This window comes from Nostocoides australiense Ben110, from assembly GCF_001050535.1.
GTDB classification, from domain to species: Bacteria; Actinomycetota; Actinomycetes; order Actinomycetales; family Dermatophilaceae; genus Nostocoides_A; species Nostocoides_A australiense.
In genome coordinates this window covers 292106-309977 of record NZ_HG764815.1, presented here as the reverse complement: position 1 = coordinate 309977, position 17872 = coordinate 292106, and the positions used below count along the sequence as shown (strand labels likewise).

Annotated in this window: 17 protein-coding genes, 2 tRNA genes and 1 pseudogene; 6 read left to right on the top strand and 14 right to left on the bottom strand. The window is 69.5% G+C overall.

What is annotated here, in order from left to right; genetic code table 11:
* Positions 1 to 185: 185 nt before the first annotated feature.
* The 4 genes from BN11_RS01455 to gltX all read right to left on the bottom strand — a co-directional run bounded on the left by BN11_RS01455 (position 186) and on the right by gltX (position 2774).
* Positions 186 to 258 (bottom strand) — tRNA-Glu (locus BN11_RS01455).
* 70 nt (positions 259 to 328) lie between these two features.
* Positions 329 to 400: transfer RNA gene (locus BN11_RS01450), tRNA-Gln, on the bottom strand.
* A 94-nt stretch (positions 401 to 494) separates the two neighbouring features.
* A complete protein-coding gene (locus BN11_RS01445) occupies positions 495 to 1247 on the bottom strand; it encodes an HAD family hydrolase (RefSeq protein ID WP_083433445.1) in 753 nt (250 codons plus the stop codon).
* A gap of 9 nt (positions 1248 to 1256) precedes the next feature.
* Positions 1257 to 2774: a glutamate--tRNA ligase gene (gltX, locus tag BN11_RS01440; protein WP_083433444.1), complete on the bottom strand. Its 1518-nt coding sequence runs from the start codon at positions 2772 to 2774 to the stop codon at positions 1257 to 1259.
* 135 nt (positions 2775 to 2909) lie between these two features.
* Here gltX and BN11_RS01435 point away from each other — a divergent pair, with 135 nt between their 5' ends.
* Both BN11_RS01435 and BN11_RS01430 read left to right on the top strand, forming a co-directional pair.
* A complete protein-coding gene (locus tag BN11_RS01435) occupies positions 2910 to 3158 on the top strand; it encodes a type II toxin-antitoxin system Phd/YefM family antitoxin (RefSeq protein ID WP_048693524.1) in 249 nt (82 codons plus the stop codon).
* Positions 3155 to 3538: a type II toxin-antitoxin system VapC family toxin gene (locus BN11_RS01430; protein WP_048693521.1), complete on the top strand. Its 384-nt coding sequence runs from the start codon at positions 3155 to 3157 to the stop codon at positions 3536 to 3538. Before BN11_RS01435 ends, BN11_RS01430 begins: the two co-directional genes overlap by 4 nt.
* A gap of 35 nt (positions 3539 to 3573) precedes the next feature.
* Here the strand turns inward: BN11_RS01430 and BN11_RS01425 are convergent, their stop codons facing one another.
* Positions 3574 to 4344, bottom strand: coding sequence for a fumarylacetoacetate hydrolase family protein (locus tag BN11_RS01425; RefSeq protein WP_048693517.1), 771 nt, complete (start codon positions 4342 to 4344; stop codon positions 3574 to 3576).
* Between the two features lie 60 nt (positions 4345 to 4404).
* Between BN11_RS01425 and BN11_RS01420 the strand changes: the two genes are divergently transcribed.
* The gene (locus BN11_RS01420) at positions 4405 to 5304 is read left to right on the top strand and encodes a hypothetical protein (RefSeq protein WP_048693514.1); all 900 of its coding nucleotides are present in this window, start codon (positions 4405 to 4407) and stop codon (positions 5302 to 5304) included.
* Between the two features lie 11 nt (positions 5305 to 5315).
* On the opposite strand, the gene BN11_RS01415 is transcribed toward BN11_RS01420, so the two are convergent.
* Positions 5316 to 6080: a hypothetical protein gene (locus BN11_RS01415; RefSeq protein WP_157043921.1), complete on the bottom strand. Its 765-nt coding sequence runs from the start codon at positions 6078 to 6080 to the stop codon at positions 5316 to 5318.
* A gap of 206 nt (positions 6081 to 6286) precedes the next feature.
* Between BN11_RS01415 and BN11_RS21535 the strand changes: the two are divergent.
* A pseudogene (locus BN11_RS21535) lies at positions 6287 to 6932 on the top strand (RtcB family protein).
* Positions 6933 to 6942: 10 nt separating this feature from the next.
* On the opposite strand, the gene cimA reads toward BN11_RS21535, so the two are convergent.
* From cimA to BN11_RS21530, 7 genes are all read right to left on the bottom strand, one after another.
* Complete coding sequence (cimA, locus tag BN11_RS01400) at positions 6943 to 8541, bottom strand: citramalate synthase (protein WP_048693504.1); 1599 nt, start codon at positions 8539 to 8541, stop codon at positions 6943 to 6945.
* A gap of 136 nt (positions 8542 to 8677) precedes the next feature.
* Complete coding sequence (locus BN11_RS01395) at positions 8678 to 9172, bottom strand: DUF3054 domain-containing protein (protein WP_235435321.1); 495 nt, start codon at positions 9170 to 9172, stop codon at positions 8678 to 8680.
* 156 nt (positions 9173 to 9328) lie between these two features.
* The gene (locus BN11_RS01390; RefSeq protein WP_235435320.1) at positions 9329 to 10135 is read right to left on the bottom strand and encodes an HAD family hydrolase; all 807 of its coding nucleotides are present in this window, start codon (positions 10133 to 10135) and stop codon (positions 9329 to 9331) included.
* A 71-nt stretch (positions 10136 to 10206) separates the two neighbouring features.
* The gene (locus tag BN11_RS01385) at positions 10207 to 11307 is read right to left on the bottom strand and encodes a branched-chain amino acid aminotransferase (RefSeq protein WP_048700574.1); all 1101 of its coding nucleotides are present in this window, start codon (positions 11305 to 11307) and stop codon (positions 10207 to 10209) included.
* Between the two features lie 206 nt (positions 11308 to 11513).
* A complete protein-coding gene (locus BN11_RS01380) occupies positions 11514 to 12587 on the bottom strand; it encodes a 3-isopropylmalate dehydrogenase (protein WP_048693498.1) in 1074 nt (357 codons plus the stop codon).
* A 66-nt stretch (positions 12588 to 12653) separates the two neighbouring features.
* Complete coding sequence (gene serA, locus BN11_RS01375; RefSeq protein WP_048693497.1) at positions 12654 to 14240, bottom strand: phosphoglycerate dehydrogenase; 1587 nt, start codon at positions 14238 to 14240, stop codon at positions 12654 to 12656.
* A gap of 147 nt (positions 14241 to 14387) precedes the next feature.
* On the bottom strand, positions 14388 to 14936 hold the full coding sequence (locus BN11_RS21530; RefSeq protein ID WP_235435319.1) for a DedA family protein: 549 nt from the start codon (positions 14934 to 14936) through the stop codon (positions 14388 to 14390).
* A 40-nt stretch (positions 14937 to 14976) separates the two neighbouring features.
* Here BN11_RS21530 and BN11_RS01365 point away from each other — a divergent pair, with 40 nt between their 5' ends.
* Positions 14977 to 15747, top strand: a complete 771-nt coding sequence (locus BN11_RS01365; RefSeq protein WP_048693494.1) for an SDR family oxidoreductase — start codon at positions 14977 to 14979, stop codon at positions 15745 to 15747.
* Positions 15748 to 15766: 19 nt separating this feature from the next.
* Here BN11_RS01365 and BN11_RS01360 read toward each other — a convergent pair whose 3' ends face one another.
* Positions 15767 to 17314, bottom strand: a complete 1548-nt coding sequence (locus BN11_RS01360; RefSeq protein WP_048693493.1) for an alkaline phosphatase family protein — start codon at positions 17312 to 17314, stop codon at positions 15767 to 15769.
* 159 nt (positions 17315 to 17473) lie between these two features.
* On the opposite strand from BN11_RS01360, the gene BN11_RS01355 reads away from it, so the two are divergent.
* Positions 17474 to 17872: IS110 family transposase (locus BN11_RS01355; RefSeq protein ID WP_048693490.1), on the top strand; the 399-nt coding region annotated here is incomplete at its 3' end.

The window sequence follows — 17872 nt, the reverse complement described above, 5'->3', positions numbered from 1 at the left end:
CCACCGTCATCGCCGGCGCCAACAAGCTCACCGAGGTCCTCGCCCGGCACGCCGCCGCCCAGGAGGCCGCCGCGGCCAGGGCCGCCGCGCACTGAGCCCCCGAATACGCCATACGCCCCCTCCGCGAGAGCGCCGGAGGCGCAGAAAGGCCCCCTGTCGTGAGGACAGGGGGCCTTTCTCTCGCGTAGCCCCGACGGGGTTCGAACCCGCGCTACCGCCTTGAGAGGGCGGCGTGCTAGACCGCTACACAACGGGGCCGTGCTACAGCGGAGCAACCATACCCGGGTGGATAGGCAATCTCCCAATCAGCGCGAGGCGCCGAACTGCGCTGGGGTACCAGGACTCGAACCTAGAATGAGTGAACCAGAATCACTAGTGTTGCCAATTACACCATACCCCAAGGGGTATCCCCGCCCCTTCATGCCGAGGCACGCGCGAGCGGTGAACCGAGGGGCAATACTACCGGCATCCGCGCGCGCTCCAAAATCGCCGGATCATGGGCAACCGAGCCCGTCGGCGACCTGGATCAGGTTCGCCAGCACCGGTATGCCGCGCCCCGCCACCACGTCCGCCTCGCCCGGGTCGGGTGCGCCGTCGCGCACGAGCCAGCCGGCCGGCATACCCGCGTCGGCGGCGCCGAGCGCGTCGGAGAGCAGTTCGTCACCGACATACAGCGTCTCGGCGGGCGCGGTGCCCAGCCGCCGGCAGGCCTCGTGGAACGCCCGCGGGTCCGGCTTGCCGAAGCCGAGAGTGTCGCGGGTGCAGATCACGTCGACGAGCCCGCCGAGGCCGGTGAGTGCGAGCTTGCGTGCGGTGTAGTCGGCGCCGGAGTTGGTGAGGAACCCCACGGGTATGCCGTGCGCCGCGAGCCGCGTCAACGCCACCTCGGCGTCGGTGTGCGCCCTCAGGGCCGCCTCGAAGGCCGGTTCGTATGCCGCGAGCCACGCCCCCGCATGGCCCTCGCCGAGCTCTTGCCCCAGCCAGGTCGCCAGGGCGCCGATCCGGGCGCGCCGCATCGCGGCGAAGGTCGACTCCCCGCGGGTGTAAGCGCCGAAGAAGCCGTCGGGATCAGAGCGGAAACGCTCGCCCGCCAACGCGATTCGCGACCGATCGGCGGCCGGCCAGACCACCCCGCTCGCGACCGTGCCCGCCTGGTGCATCGCCGCCCGGGTATCGATCAGCGTGTCGTCGACGTCGAGCAGCACCGCACGCACCCGCGCCCAGGCGGGCAGAGGTCCGCGCGGCATCCTGCGGGATCAGAGCGAGTCGCGCAGGGCGACCAGGCGGGCCAGGGTCGAGGTCTTGCCGAGGATCGCCATCGACTCGAACAGCGGCGGCGAGATCTTCGCGCCCGAGACGGCGACGCGGATCGGCCCGAAGGCGACGCGCGCCTTCTTGCCCAACCCGTCGACGATCGCCTCACGCAGCTTGGCCTCGATGTTCTCGGCATTCCAGGCGCTGGGGGCGACGAGCGAGACGAGATGGTCGTCGATGTCGCCGAGCACGTCGATGGCCTTGTCGAGCACGTCTTTGGCGTCCTCGCCCAGTCCGGCGCGGGCGTCCTCGGCGATCTCGAGCATGTCGTCGCCGACGAAGAACGGCCGCACGAGAGGGACGGCGTCCTTGAGCAGGGAGATGCGCGTCTGGATCAGCGCGGCCACGTCCTGCAGCCGGCCGAGCTCCCCCAGGCCGGGATTGCCGGACAAGACGCCCTCGCGCTCGAGATAGGGCAACAGGCGCGAGGTGAAGTCGCCCAGCTCGAGGTCGCGGATGTAGACACCGTTGAGCCACTCGAGCTTCTTGAGGTCGAAGATCGGCCCCACCGGGTTGACCTTCTCCCACGCGAAGTCCCGCGAGAACTCCGCGAACGTGAACTTCTCGACGTCATTACCCTCGGCGTCCTGAGCCGGCGGATAGGCAAGCAGCGCAAGGAAATTCACGAGCGCCTCAGGCAGGTAGCCCTGCTCGACGAACCACGTCAGCCGCGCCGCGGGGTTCTTGCGCTTGGAGATCTTGGACTTGTCCTCGTTGCGCAGCAGCGGCATGTGCGCGAACTTCGGGGTCTCCAGCCCGAGCCAGCGATAGAGCAGCAGATGCTTGGGCGTGGAGGAGATCCACTCCTCGCCGCGGACGACGTGCGTCACCTTCATCTCGTGGTCGTCCACGACGACCGCGAGGTGGTAGGTCGGGAACCCGTCGGCCTTGAGGATCACCTGGTCGTCGGGCCGGGGCGCGCTGACCTTCCCCCGGATCAGGTCGTCGAACTCCAGCGGCACGTCGTCGGGGATGAGCATCCGCACCACGGGCGTCTCGCTGAAACCGGGCAGTTCGCGCCGCTGCGCCTCGGTCTTGCCGTAGCAGAGCCGGTCGTATCCGGTGGGCTGCTTGTTCTTCTGCTGCTCCTCACGCATCTGCTGCAGCCGCTCGGGCGAGCACCAGCAGTGGTAGGCCTTGCCCTCCCTGAGCAGCTTCTCGACATACGGCTGGTATGTCGCGAGGCGCTCGGACTGCCGGTAGGGCCCGACCGGTCCGCCGATGTCGGGGCCTTCGTCCCAGGTCAGCCCCAGCCAGTGCAGGGTGTCGAAGACCTGCTTCTCGCTGTCGTGGCGGAAGCGGGCGCGGTCGGTGTCCTCGATCCGCAGGATGAACTGGCCGCCCTGCTGGCGCGCGAAGGCGAGGTTGAACAGGGACATATAGGAGGTGCCGACGTGCGGGTCCCCCGTGGGAGAGGGGGCGACGCGCAGCCGCACCGGACCGAGGTCTTTGGTGCTCATAGTGTCCTCGATTCTATGTATGCCGCCGCTATGTATGCCGCGCTATGGATGCCGCTGCGTACGCAGCGTCCGGCTATGCCGCATCCTCGCACCCACATCCTCGCACCCAAGAAGGGACTTAGCTAAGCTAGGACCATGACCAGGATCGTCGTGAACACCCATCAGGCGAAGTCCCGGCTCTCGGAGCTGATCCGCGAGGCCGAGGGCGGTGCCGAGGTGATCGTTGCGCGCGGCGGCCGACCGGTGGCCCGCATCGTGCCCTGGTCCGACCCACGACCTCACCGGTCGCCGGGTCGCTGGGCCGGCCGGATCCGCTACAGCGGCGACCTCGTCGACAGCGATCCGGAGGTACTCGCCGATTTCGAGGCATCGGCCCAGTCGTGAGCCGGCTCCTCCTCGACAGCCACGTCCTGGTCTGGTGGCTCGGTGATTCTCGCGACCTGGGGCCGACCACCCGGACCGCGATCACCGAGGCCGAGTCCGTCTTCATCTCCGCGGTCACGCCGTGGGAACTCGGGATCAAGGCAGCCCTCGGCAGGCTCGACCTGCCCGGCGACCTGCTCGGCATCCTCGCCGAGGAGGGGTTCGAAGCGCTCACCATCTCCCTCGAGCACGGGGCGCGAGCAGCGGCGCTGCCTTGGCATCACCGCGATCCCTTCGATCGGATGCTCATCGCCCAGGCCGTCGCCGAGGATCTGGTCCTCGTCACTGCGGACGCGCAGCTGACCGCATATGACGTTCGGCTGCTGCCGGCGCGAGACTGATCGGCTCGGCCTCCGGACGCCCGTGCTTTCCGTTGTCAGCGGCGCACGAAGGGGTTGGCCAAGGTGCCGATGCCCTCGATCTCCACCTCGACCCGCTGGCCGTGATCGACCGGCCCGACGCCGGCGGGGGTGCCGGTGAGGATGACATCGCCCGGCAGCAGGGTGAATGCCGCGCTGAGGAACTCGATGAGCGTCGGGATGTCGAAGATCAGGTCGGCCGTCGTGCCGTCCTGGACGACCTCGCCATCGCGGCGGGTGATCACGCGCAGGTCGGAGGGGTCGAGGCTGGTCTCGATCGCCGGGCCGAGCGGGCAGAAGGTGTCCATGCCCTTGGCCCGCGCCCACTGCCCGTCGCCGCGCTGCAGGTCGCGCGCCGAGACGTCATTGGCGCACGTGTAGCCGAAGACGACCTCCTGCCAGCGCTCCCTCGGCACATCCTTGGCGATGCGGCCGATGACGACGGCCAGTTCGCCCTCGTAGTGGATCTCTTTGGCGAAATCGGGGATGACGACCGGGTCGTCCGGGCCGACGACGGCGGTGTTGGGGATGAAGAAGGCCATCGGGGAGGTGGGGACCTCGTTGCCCAGCTCCTTGGCGTGGTCGGCGTAGTTGCGCCCGATGCCGATGATCTTGCTGCGCGGTATGACCGGCGCCAGTAGCCGCACCTGGTTCAGCGCGACCCGGTTGCCCGTGAACTGCACCCCCTGGTAGAGCGGGTCGCCGACGATCTCGGCGACGACCTGCCCGTCTTCCTCGAGGACGCCGTATGCCGGGTCCTGCCCGTCCGTGAATCGCACGATCCGCATGGCCTCCACCCTAGGGCCGCATGCCGCTCGCCCTCACCTGGTTAGGGTGACCCGGTGCGGATGAGCCGGACCCCGATGCCCCGGGGGGAGTGGATCGCCCACGAGGCTGCCCACGCGGCCCGGGCCGACGCCGCGACGGCCGGTCACCTCGCGCGCCGGGCGAGCGGCGCCAAGCACCCCGTCGAGGACTTCCTCTTCGAGTACTACAACTTCACCCCCGGCAAGCTGCGCCGCTGGCACCCCGGGCCCGGCGTCACGCTGGCCGACGCGGCCGACACCCCGCGCGCGCACTGGCCTGGCTATGTCAGCGATGACGACGGCAGCGTCCGTCTCGACGTCCCCGCCTTCGTCGCCCGCCGCGGGGGCACCATCGACTTCACCCGGCAACTGTTGCGCGCCACCGCTTCCCGGCCGGGCTTCACGGGCTGCTTCGGGTTGCACGAGTGGGCGATGGTCTATCGCCTTGCGCCGGAACAGATCCGGCACGCGGCATACCCACTGCGATTGTCTCCCAAGGACACCGACACTGTCGTGGAAGCTCACACCATCCGGTGCAGCCACTTCGACGCCTTCAGGTTCTTCACCCAGGATGCCTTGGCGCGCAACACGATCCAGCCCACGCGGGACACGCAGGTCGCCAACGAGCAGCCCGGTTGCCTGCACGCCGGCATGGATCTCTACAAGTGGGCGCACAAGCTCACGCCACTGACACCCGGCGACATCCTGCTGGACGCCTTCGACCTGGCCCGCGATCTGCGCACCCTCGACATGCAGGCCTCCCCCTACGACCTCGCCGATCTCGGCTATCCCCCGCTGCGCATCGAGACCCCCGAGGGCAAGGCGGAGTATGCCGCCCGCCAGCGCGCCTTCGCCGAACGCTCCAACGCCCTACGGCTGCGGCTGCTCGCCGTCCTCGACGACGTCGCTGAAGCCACGTCGAAAGTGCACGACACGCCGTAAAGCGCGTGCCATTACGGCGTGTCGCGCTCTTTCGACTCCTGGTCCAGGTCTCGGGAGCGCAGCTTTTCACGGCGCTGAGCAGTCGTCTGCCGACGGCGAATCTCGCTGCGCGCCACGGCGATACCGATCAGAATGGGCACGACGTATTTCGCATGCCCGACGATCCAGACCAGCCAGCCCGGGGCGTTCCAGTCCGGCCACGGGATGCTCGGCAGGTTGATGTCCGGCCAGGGGAAGTCAGGAAGGTCGATGTCCGGCAACGGAATCCGCGGCAGGTTAAGGTCAAGGCCCGGCAACAGCCCGGCGGAGCGGGCGATCAGCCACGCGACGATGACCGGCCCGACGACCTTCATGACCCCGCCCGCGACGTGCCGGGCGGCATACAGCCCCGGCCGACGGGCCATTCTCTCCTCACGCACGGCCACCGGGGACCCGGCCTCCGGCTCCATGTCCACACCGCCCAGCCCGGTCAGGGCCTGGGCGGAGGCGCCCTGTCCTTCGAACCAGATGGCCCGGCGAGGTGCGTTGAACGCCGTGTGAATCACGCGGATCGCCCCGAGGTGTGCACCCTCCTCCTCCTCGGGCGTGAGAACGACCTTCTCCTCGCTCGTCGTCTTGGTCGCGACCAGTTCGCCGTCGACCAGCCAGAGGACCTCGCGTTTGGTGACGGTGGCCTCGCGCGAGATCACCTCGTGCACCCGCGGTCCGACCTGGAGGCGCCACACCTGACCCTGCTTCTCCGCCACACCGCCCTCCCCTGCCGTCGTCACTGTCATACCCAGAGTCCAGCCGACACAGGCGACATCGCACATCGGTCGAAGGTCGACGCGCGCTCCCGCGGCCTACGACTTCGGTCGATCCTTGCGTTCCCACGCGCGCGATAGCGTGCCCGAAAAAGGCGCGACGCCCGCCCGGTGAACTGCCCTATCGTGGGTGGGCTCAGCCGACCCGGCGGGAGTGGAAGGACACGAAAGACAATCCGATGGAGCAGATCACCGCGCGCCTGATGAACTGGGCGAGCATCCTCGACGGCCAGACCCGGGCACAGGCCGAGACCACAGCGGCCATGCCGTTCGTCTTCCCGCACGTCGCCCTGATGCCGGACGCCCACCTGGGCAAGAGCGCGACGGTCGGGTCGGTCATCCCGACGCTCGGCGCGATCATCCCGGCGGCGATCGGGGTCGACATCGGCTGCGGAATGATCGCCGTGCGAACGCAATTCACCGAGGACGACCTGCCGCCCGACCGGCGCGCCGTCCGCGAGTTGATCGAGCGCGCCATCCCGCTGTCGGGAGGCGCTCGCAACACGACGATCAGGTGAGCCGGGGCTCATCCCCGGGTCGATCGGCACTGCGTCGTATGTCGTTGCCGGACTGGGCAATCGGCTCGCCTTGGATTCGGCGCCCCATGGTGCCGGCCGGGTGCACTCACGCAGCTCGGCCCGCCGGACCGACACCCTCGAGCAGGTGCGCGAGTCGATGGCGGGCATCGAGTTCCGCGACAGCTCGGCCTTCATCGACGAGATTCCCGCCGCCTGCAAGGACATCGACCAGGTGATGACGGACGCCGCAGATCTGGTCGAGATCCGGCATAGCCTCCGCCAGCTCGTCAACGGCAAGGGCGAGTGAGTGGCTCCACCTAGCCGCGCCGGGGCTCCACCCCGGCGCGGATCAGGCCGTAGGTCACCGACTCCAGCAGGGCGTCCCAACTCGCTTCGAGGATGTTGGCCGCGACGCCGATCGTCGACCAGGTCGTCGATCCGTCGGAGGTCTCGATGAGGACGCGGGTGATGGCGTCGGTGCCGTGCTCGGTGTCGAGGATGCGCACCTTGTAGTCGACGAGCTCGAGGTGGGAGATCTCCGGGTATGCCGTCGAAAGGGCTTCCCGCAGAGCCTGATCCAATGCATTGACGGGGCCATTGCCCTCGCCCGTCTTGACGACCCGCTCGCCGCCGGCGCTCACCTTGACGGTCGCTTCGGACAGGGCGTCGTCGTCGCCGCGGCTGTCGGTGATGACGCGCCAGGACTCGACATCGAAGAAATCGGGCAGGCCGCCGTTGAGTTCACGGCGCAGCAACAGTTCGAAGCTCGCGTCCGCCGCGTCGAAGGTATAGCCGAGCATCTCCTTGTCCTTGACGGTCGCGAGCACCTGGGCCAGCTTGGCCGCGTCCTGCTCGTCGGCGCCGTCGAGGGCGAGGCCGAGTTCGCGGCTCTTGAGCTCGATGGACGCGCGACCGGCCATGTCGGAGACCAGCATTCGCATGTCGTTGCCGACCGACTTCGGGTCGGTGTGCTGATAGAGATCGGGGTCGACCTTGATGGCGCTGGCGTGCAGGCCGGCCTTGTGCGCGAACGCCGACGACCCCGTATAGGGCTGCCGCCCATAGGGCGCGACATTCGTGATCTCACTGATGGCGTGCGAGATTCGCGTCGCCTCCGCGAGCCGGTGCGGCTCCACCAACTCGCGCCCCTGCTTGATCTGGAGGTTGGCGACGATGGTGACGAGATTGGCGTTGCCGGTCCGCTCGCCATACCCGTTGATCGTGCCCTGCACGTGCGTCGCCCCGGCATCGAGCGCCGCCATCGAGTTGGCCACGGCGCAGCCGGTGTCGTTGTGGCAGTGGATCCCGATCCGTGCCCCGGTCGCGCCGACGACATCGCCGACGACATCGGCGACCTGGTTCGGCAGCATCCCACCATTGGTGTCGCACAACGCGATCACCTCGGCGCCGGCCTCTGCAGCGGCACGCACGGCTTCCACGGCATACGACCGATTCGTCGTATAGCCGTCGAAGAAGTGCTCGGCGTCGAGGAAGACCCGTCGTCCTTCACCCCTGAGGAAGGTGACGGTGTCGCGGATCATCTCGAGGTTCTCCTCGAGGGTCGTCCGCAGGGCCCGCTCGACATGCCCCACGTGGCTCTTGGCCACGAGGGTGACGACGGGAGCTCCGGAGTCCAGGAGCGCCCGCACGAGCGGATCTGACTCTGCCCGCCCACCGGCCCGGCGGGTCGCGCCGAAAGCCGCAAGCGTGGCGTTCTTCAGCTGCAGCTCTGTTTGAGCTCGCCGGAAGAACTCGGTGTCCTTGGGGTTCGCCCCCGGCCACCCGCCTTCGATGAAACCGACCCCCAACTCGTCGAGGTGGGCGGCAATCGCGAGCTTGTCTGTCACCGAGAGGTTCAAGCCCTCCTGCTGCGCGCCGTCGCGCAGAGTGGTGTCGTAGACGTGCAGCTCGTTCATGTCGGTCCTTGGTCGTGGTCGTCGGTCGGTGCGGCGTTCGCGGGCAAGAAAAAACCTCCCGGGCAGGGAGGTCGGCGCAACGAGGAGGTCTCGTTGCGCTATTCGATAATGATGCTCGCGAAGGTCACGCCGTCACTCAAGCACATTCCTCACGCGATTGCCAAGGGCTGTCCGCATGCCGGTGTGTCACCCGCCGACCGCGCACCGCTGCCCTGCGCTGGGCCGCGCGGTCCCGGCGGGCCCGCTCGGTGCCCATCCGGTCGGCCCACCGCGAGAAGAACTGGCCGAGCTGGATGAAGACGCGCCACCCGACGAGCAGCAGGCCGTTGAAGACCAGGGCCACGACGATGAACGAGGTTGCCGTGCCGGCGTCGATGACCACGCGCAGCAGCATCCCGACGATCACGGTGGCCAGCCAGATGACAACTCCCGGCCGCACCAGCCACGGTGCCGGCCGGTCGCGCATGAGCAGCACCCCGAGCCAACCGACCCCGAGCCCGGCCAGGAAGGGCCACGCCGTTTCGAACCAGCCGCCGAGACTCAGGCCCTCGTCGTGCGCGGCTCTGCCGATCAGTGCGAAGACCCCGACGCACGCCAGATCGGTGACGAGCGAGCCGAGGGTTGTCCCCACACGGCGAACGGGGAGTGCGCGGGCGGCGGCTGACGTAGGCATGGCTGGTCCTGATCCGATTGGTGCCCAAGGCATGTGTCCCTGCGATTCTAGGCGCCGCACGCGTCGGGCACCCGCGGTGCTATCGAGTTGGTTTCTCTAAGAGCCTATTTCGACCTAGCAGCCTATTTCCACGAGTTCTTCCAAGACAGTCGCGACGCCGTCCTCGTCATTGGTGCGACACCGATCGGTCGTGGCGGCGAGCACGTCGGGGTGCGCATTGCCCATGGCGAAGGACCGGCCGGCCCAGGTGAGCATCGGCAGGTCGTTGGGCATATCCCCGAACGCCCACACGTCTGCGGCCGGGACCCCACGCTCGGCGCACCACCGCTCCAGGCCGGCGGCCTTGGTCACCCCGGGCGGGTTGAGCTCGGCGAGCCCGAAGGCCCCCGAATACGCCAGCACAGCGGCCTCGCCGGCCACCTCGGCCACGGCGGCGAGGAAGGCGTCCGTCGGGTCACCGGGCGCGAGCGCCAGCAGTTTGCCGATCCGGTGCCCGGCGTCCTGGCTGGCGACGAGCGACTCGATAAGCGGGATCATCGTGCGCGCGTCGGTATCCTCCTCGTGCGGGTTCGGCCAGCTCTCCTCGACGAAGCAGCCGACCGCGGTCTCAGCGGCAAAAGTGATATGTGGCAATCGCTCTCGCAGATCGGCCACGACCTCGGCGACCGCTGCCGGCGCGAATGTGTGCACCTCCACCACCGCACGCGAAACCACGTCATAGACGAAGGCCCCGTTGCCACAGATCGCGATGCCGTGCGCGCCCACCACGTGACTCAGGTCGTGCAACCACCGCGGTGGCCGCGCCGTGACGAGCACCGTGAGGATGCCGGCCTCGGCGACCGCCGCGAGCGCCGCCGCGGTGCGGGCCGAGACGCTGCCGTCCGAGCGCAACAGTGTTCCGTCGAGATCGGTGGCGATCACGCGGGGCCGCCCGGCCACGGGCGGCCTGAGAACCGGCGGGACAGACGGCATACCAGGCAGCAGCGACCCGATCAGGCGAGCTGGGTGAGCCAGCCGTGGGTGTCCTCGACCCGGCCATACTGCACGTCGAGCAACCGCGAGCGGATCGCATTGGTGACCTCGCCACCGGCCTCGCCGGCCGTCGACGGCGCCTGGCCGCCCTCCCAGCGCAGCTCGCCTACCGGTGTGACGACGGCCGCGGTGCCGCACGCGAAGATCTCGACGATGTCGCCGGACCGCACCCCGTCCTTCCACTCCTCGATCTCGATGCGCCGCTCCTCCGGGTCGAGCCCGAGTTCCTTCGACAGGCCGAGGATCGAACTGCGCGTGACGCCTTCGAGAATCGTCCCGGTCAGCTCGGGCGTCACGAGCCGGTTGTCCTTGGTGACGAAGAAGAGGTTCATCCCGCCGAGCTCTTCGATATAGGTGTGCGTCGAGGAGTCCAGGAAGACCGCCTGATCGCACCCGTGCTCGGCGCCCTCCAGCTGCCCGGCGAGCGAGGACGCGTAGTTGCCGCCGCACTTCGCCGCGCCCGTGCCGCCGGCACCGGCGCGGGCGTAGTGCTCGCTGATCCACAGCGTCACCGGCTTCAGGCCGCCGGCGAAATAGGCGCCCGCCGGCGAGGCGATCACGCTGTAGGTCACCTCGGCCGCCGGCCGCACGCCGAGGAAGGCCTCGCTGGCGAACATGAACGGCCGCAAATAGAGGCTCTTCTCCCCCGACTCGCCCGGCCCGGGCACCCACGCCTTGTCGGCCTCGACGATCGCCCGCAGCGAGGCGAGGAAATCCTCCTCCGGCAGCGGCGGCAGCGCCAGTCGCGTCGCGCTGCGCGCCATCCGCTGCGCGTTCGCGTACGGCCGGAAGCCCCACACCGATCCGTCCTCGTGTCGGTAGGCCTTGAGCCCCTCGAAGATCTCCTGTGCATAGTGCAGCACGGCCGCCGACGGCATGAGGGAGATGGGCCCGTATGCCGTGACCGCCCCGTCGTGCCAGCCCGCGTCCGTGGTCCACGTGGCCGTGACCATGTGGTCGGTGAAGTGCTTGCCGAACCCCGGGTCGGCCAGGATCGCCGCCCGGTCGGCGTCGCTGGCCGGGTTGGCGTTGGGCGTGTGGGTGAACGAGAGCGCGGTCATCGCAGGCATCCCTTCGGTCGACAGGGCCTTCACCAACCGTACTTGGTCGCCGCACCTGCCGCCGCCACGGACGTCGACGGCCATCGGTCGTGGTTGTGATCATCACCGACACCGATAGTCAACCCGGTGCCTGTCTGGCCCGGTGCTTGTCTGGGCCGGTGCTTGTCTGGGCCGGTGCTTGTCTGGCCGGGTGCTTGTCCGCCGGGTCAGAGTCGGGCGGCGATGGCGTCGCCGACCTCGGTGGTCGAGCGGGCGGCGGTGCCACGTTCGGCGAGATCGGCGGCCACCGCGGCGTCCACCCTGGCGGCGGCGTCGGCATACCCGAGGTGCTCGAGCAGCATGGCGACGGACAGGACGGTCGCGGTCGGGTCGGCCTTGGCCTGGCCGGCGATATCGGGAGCCGACCCGTGCACCGGCTCGAACATGCTCGGTGCGGCGCCGGTCGGATTGATATTTCCGCTGGCGGCCAGCCCGATGCCCCCCGCGATCGCCGCGGCGATGTCGGTGATGATGTCCCCGAAGAGGTTGTCGGTGACGATGACGTCGAAGCGGCCCGGGTCGGTGGCCATGAAAATCGTCGCCGCGTCGACGTGCTGGTATGCCGTCTCGACGTCCGGGAACTCCGCGCCCACCTCTTCGACGGTGCGCCGCCACAGGTGCCCGGCGTTGACGAGGACGTTGTGCTTGTGCACCAGGGTCAGGTGCTTGCGCGGCCGCGCCTGCGCCCGGGCGAAGGCGTCGCGCACGACCCGCTCGACGCCGAAGCGGGTGTTGACGCTGACCTCGGTCGCGATCTCGTGGGGCGTGCCCTCGCGGACGGTGCCGCCATTGCCGACATACGGCCCCTCGGTGCCCTCGCGCACGACGACGAAGTCGATGCCGTTGGGGGCGACCGCCGAGACGTCGAGCGGGCTGGCGACGCCGGGGAAGAGCTTGGCCGGCCGCAGGTTGACGTAGTGGTCCAGCGCGAAGCGCAGCGGCAACAGCACGCCGCGCTCCAGCACCCCGCTCGGCACGGTCGGGTCGCCGATCGCGCCGAGCAGGATCGCGTCCTGCCCGCGCAGCTCTTCGACGACCGAGTCCGGCAGCGTCTCCCCCGTCGCGTGCCAGCGCTTGGCACCGAGGTCGTATTCGGTGCGCGCGAAGGTCAGCCCCTCGCTCGCGCCGACAGCCTCAAGCACCTTCAGGCCCTCTGCCACCACCTCCGGTCCGATGCCGTCCCCGCCGATGACGGCGAGGTCGATGGTGCGGGAACCGGGCGACATGGCGGTGTCGGACATGTCGCAACCCTAGGGCGGGTTCTCGGCAGGTGATACGGCTATCTCGCCATCTGGCGCGGGCGACCGTCAGTCGAGCGTCACGACTTCCGCGAGGGTGGCGTCGACCTCGGCGGCGATGGCGCTCAGCACGGGGGCCGGGATCGCCGAGTCGAGGGTGAGGACGACAAGAGCCGCGCCGCCTTCTTCCTTGCGGGAGAGCTGCATACCGGCGATGTTCACGCCGGCGTCCCCGAGCAGGCGACCGAAGGCGCCGATGACGCCGGGCCGGTCGACATACGACAGGAACGCCATGTGCGTGCTGATCGGGACTTCCAGGTCGAAGCCGTTGACCCCGATGATCTTCTGCACCATCTTCGGGCCGGTCAGCGTGCCGGCGACCTCGACGATCGAGCCGTCGGCCAGGGTGCCGCGCAGGGTCGTGACATTGCGGAACTCCTCCGCCACCGGGTGGGTGATCAGGCGCGCCTCGCAGCCGCGCTCCTGGGCCATCAGCGGTGCGTTGACATAGGTGACCGGCTCGTTGGTGATGTCGGTGAACAGGCCCTTGAGCGCCGAGAGCTTCCAGATGGAGACGTCGAACTCGGTGATCTCGCCGCGCACGTCGATGTCGAGCTGCACCGGCACCGACCCGGCGACGGCGGTGAAGATCCGGCCGAGCTTCTCCACGAGGTCGATACCCGGGCGGACCTCCTCGGCGATGACGCCACCCGCCACGTTGACCGCATCGGGGACGATGTCGCCGGCCAGTGCCAGGCGCACCGACTTGGCGACCGAGATTCCGGCCTTCTCCTGCGCCTCCTCCGTCGAGGCGCCGAGGTGCGGGGTGACGACGACCTTCTCGTGGTCGAAGAGCGGCGACTCGGTCGTGGGTTCCGCGGCGAAGACGTCGAGCCCGGCCCCGCCGATGTGCCCGGACGCGATGGCGTCGGCCAGCGCGGCCTCGTCGATGATGCCGCCGCGGGCCGCGTTGACGATGATGACGCCCGGCTTGGCCTTGGCCAGCGCCTCGGTGCCGATGAGCCCGAGGGTCTCGGCCGTCTTGGGCAGGTGGATCGAGATGAAGTCCGACTCGGCCAGCAACTCATCCAGCGTGACCAGGCGCGCGCCCAGGGCGCCGGCCTTCTGCGCCGAGACGTACGGGTCGTAGGCGAGGATCTCCATACCGAAGCCCTTGAGCCGCTCGGCGACGAGCTGGCCGATGCGGCCGAACCCGACGATGCCGACCTTCTTGTCGAGCAGTTCGACACCGCCATACATGCTGCGCTTCCACGCCCCGCCCTTCAGCGCCTGGTTGGCGGGGGCGATATTGCGGGCGGCGGCGAGCATGAGGCCGACGGCCAGTTCGGCGGCGCTGGTGATATTCGACGTGGGCGCGTTGACGACCATGACACCGGCCTTGGTCGCGGCCGGGACGTCGACATTGTCGAGGCCGACGCCGGCGCGGGCGATGACCTTCAGGCTCTTGGCGGCGGCAATGGCCTCGGCGTCCATCTTCGTGGCCGACCGGATGAGGACGGCTTCGGCCTCCGGCAGAGCCGCCAGCAACTCGGAGCGATTGGCGCCATCACAGTTGCGCACCTCGAAGTCGGGACCGAGCGCGTCGATGGTGGCGGGTGAGAGTTCCTCGGCGATGAGCACGACCGGCTTGGTCACGATCTTTGTCCTTCGGTGGGTGTGCGTATGCCCGGGCGGACCCAGGGTGGCCCGTCGGGAGGGCCGGGACGGCACGACGCTGTGCATGGCCAGCTTAGGTGCCGTCCAGGACTCGGGATGCGCCGTTCACCAGGTGACCACCCCGGCTCACGGGGCCGACGCATCGTCATCCCCGAGATGGGTGTCATCCGTTGTCGCAGTTTGCGATTCAACGCGTCCGCGAACCAGCCTCGTGACCAAGACCACAAGGGTCACCAGCCCCAGGGCGATGAGTAGCCACCACCAGGGCAAGGTGCCCCGCACGACGTCGAGGGCCGCGAAGCCCGCTGTCGTATAGACCCCGGCCCACAGCAGCGAACCGACCACGGCGGCCGGCGTATAGCGGCGTAGGTCCATCCGCAGGGCCCCCGCGGCGGCGTTGAGCACCGTTTGGATCCCGACGGTGAGGAAGGAGAGGGTCACCAGGGGCGCGCCATACCGCGACATCAGACGTTCGGCGCGCTGCACCCCGGGCCGGTCGATGTGCCGGCTCAGGCGCGCCAGCCACGTGTCGGCCGCCGTCGGGTGGGCAGCGCGCGTGGCACCGGCGCGCAGACCTCGGCCGGCGGCATACGTCACGTGCGCCCGCACCATCGCCCCGCAGAAGAACAGCAGGTAGACGGCCCAGAAGGGCCACCCGTCCACCAACTCGTCCACTCCTGGACCCTATCCGCAGCACTCTGGCACCATCGTCGTCATGCGAGTCGTCGTCACCGGCGGGCTGGGCAACCTCGGCCGCGCAGTGGTCTCCGCCCTGCAGGACGGGGGGCACGAGGCCGTGATCGCGAGCCGGCGCACGGGGGTGGACCTGCGCACCGGCGCCGGCCTGGCCGAGTGCCTGCGCGACGCGGACGCGGCCGTGCACACGGCGGACAGCCTGCGGCCGTGGCATTGGAAGACGGTGACGCTCGGGGGCACCCGCACCCTCGCCGAGACCGCGGCCGGGCTCCCCGCTCCCCCTCACCTCGTCTACATCTCCATCGTCGGGGTGGACCGCAACCCTTACCCCTACTACCGCGCGAAGCTCGCGGCCGAGCAGGTCCTCGCCGACGCGCCAGTCCCGGCGACCGTCGTGCGCGCCACGCAGTTCCACTCACTCGCCGCGGTCATGGCCGGTATGCGGCTGGGTCCGGTCGCCGTGGGCGTGCGAGGGCTGTCCATCCAGCCGGTCGCCATCACGTGGGTCGGCCGGCGTCTCGCCGAGATCGCCGTTTCGTCTCGGCCGGACGGCTTCACCCGAGCCCGCGAGTTGGCCGGCCCCGATCGCTTCGAGGCCGCCGAGATCACCGACCTCGTCGCCGCCCACCTCGGCAAGTCGGCTCCCCGCCGGCTCGAGATGCCCCCGCTCGGCGCGACCCTCAAGGCCTTCGCGGCCGGCGTCGTGCTGCCGCGGGACGACGCCGAGATCGGCGGTGAGCGATTCACGGAATGGCTTGCGCGCCAAGGCTCCCGGCTGCCGCGCCGATGAGTTCGCGCTGCCGGTGGGGTCAGCCCAGGTAGATCAGACCGGGTCCTTCGTCGCGCAGCGGTATGCCCAGTGCCGCAAGTGCCGGCGCCCACGACCCGGTGATCGCCGGGTCCGACCCCTCGAAGCCGTGATCGGCCGTGAGGATGAAGGTCACCTGGTCGGTCACGCCGAGCCCGTCGAGGTGGTCGAGGAAGGCGACGAGCCGAGCATCGGCCTGCCGCAACGCATCTCGCGCCATCGACGAACGCGGACCGCCACCATGATGCCCGGCGTCGGTGACGACATTGGCCCACCAGGTCAGGGCGGGCAGGTGGTCGGGGCCGGCGAAGAGCTGGCGCATCTGCTGCAGCCCGAGATCGTCGACCTGCACGCCCCACCGGAAATAGCGGTCCTCCAGGTGCTCCGGTTCGTGGACGAACGGTGAGGTATGCGGATCGGGCAACTGATCCCCGAGGCCGCCCGCTCCGCGGCTGCTGCCGCTTGCGCGGATGATCTGCATCGTCGAATAGTCGGCGCCGCGGTCGATCGCCTCGTCGACGCTCGCGGTGCGCGGTCGCAGGAAGCGCGCCGCCGCGAGAGCAGCGTCGTCGGCATCGGCCGCCACGTCCGGGACGGGGATGTGGTCGGCGACCATCTCGAAGACGGTACGGACCGAGTCGTGAAGCCATTCGCTGCTGCGGTGCCAGGTGGTCTCGTCGTTGGGGACGACCCGCTCGCCCGTCGCCCGGTCGAAGTAGACGTTGCCCAGCACGCCGTGCCGGCCCGGGCCGACGCCGGTGAGGATCGAGGTGTGGTTGGTCAGCGTGATGCTGGGGAACTGCGCGATCGCCCCGCCACGCAGGGCCGTGCCGCGGGCGATGAGCCGGGCGACGCCGGGCAGGTCGCCGGACTCGGCGAGGTGCAGCAGGTCGCCGCAGTGGCCGCCGTCCCAGAGGATGCCGACGACGGGACCGATCGGCCCCTCGTTCAGATACCGGCGCAACACGTGCCCGTCGAGCGGGTCGCCCTTGGCGTCGCGCAGGTCGGACTCGGGCACGCCCGCGAGATAGGCCAGCGTCGGTCCGACATCGATCAGGCGCGCCCATTCGTCGACGAGGCCGCGGGCTTCGACCCGTGCGCCGCTGACGATCAGCGGCGCTCGCGACTGGATGACATCGAGGGAACCGTGCTCGCCCACGTGCCCGCCTTCGTCGGGGAAGTAGTGGCCGGGCGTGTGCACGATCGCGATGTCGGGGCTGCGGTCCGGATCGGCGAAGAAACTCAAGAGCCGTTCCGCCGCAAGCGGATACGCATTGTGCGTGGAGACCGGAGGCGACGGGTGGGCCAGCTCCGCGGCATACGGCAAGAAGGCGAGCGGGTCCTCGCTGACGATGGGGTCGCGTCCGGCGAGGACGGTATGCCGTCCGCCCGGCTCCAGCCGCACCCGCCCGAGGTGGTTGGCGGCATACGCAACGGGGGTGCCGTCCGGGTCCGGCGCGACCCAGACGACGAGATCGACGACGGCGGCGAGATCCGGGGTCGTCAACGCCGTGACGACCCGTTCATGGTCGGGGTGGAGAGCACGCACGGCCGCGAGCCTACTTGCCGCTCCCGAGGAACCTCTGCTAGACCCTATGGGGGCGGGCGGGGTTTCGGTTGAGGGTTGAGGCCGGGGCCTCGCGTATGCAGAGAATCGTGGATCACCTGCCAGATGGGCTGGCGGTGCCGACATGCATAGGAGGCCCCGGTGTTCATAGAGCGTACGAGTATCGGCTTGGATGTGCACGCGAGATCGGTCAGAGCGGCGGCGATCGACACGGTCACGGGGGAGGTGATTGAGCGGACGGTCTCTGCGCCGGTGGTCGATGTCGTGGGTTTCGTGGAATCTGTTGCGGCAGAACATGGTCCGGTGTTGGTGACGTATGAGGCGGGGCCGACGGGGTTCGGGTTGGCGCGGGCGCTGCTGACGGCGCGTCATGCCTGTCAGGTCGCGGCGCCGTCGAAGGTGTTGCGGCCGGTGGGGGATCGGGTCAAGACCGACCGGCGGGATGCGTTGTTGCTGGCCCGGCTGGCCCGTAACGGCGACATCGTGCCGGTCGCTATCCCGACACCGTCTCAGGAATCAGCCCGGGATCTGGTCCGCGCG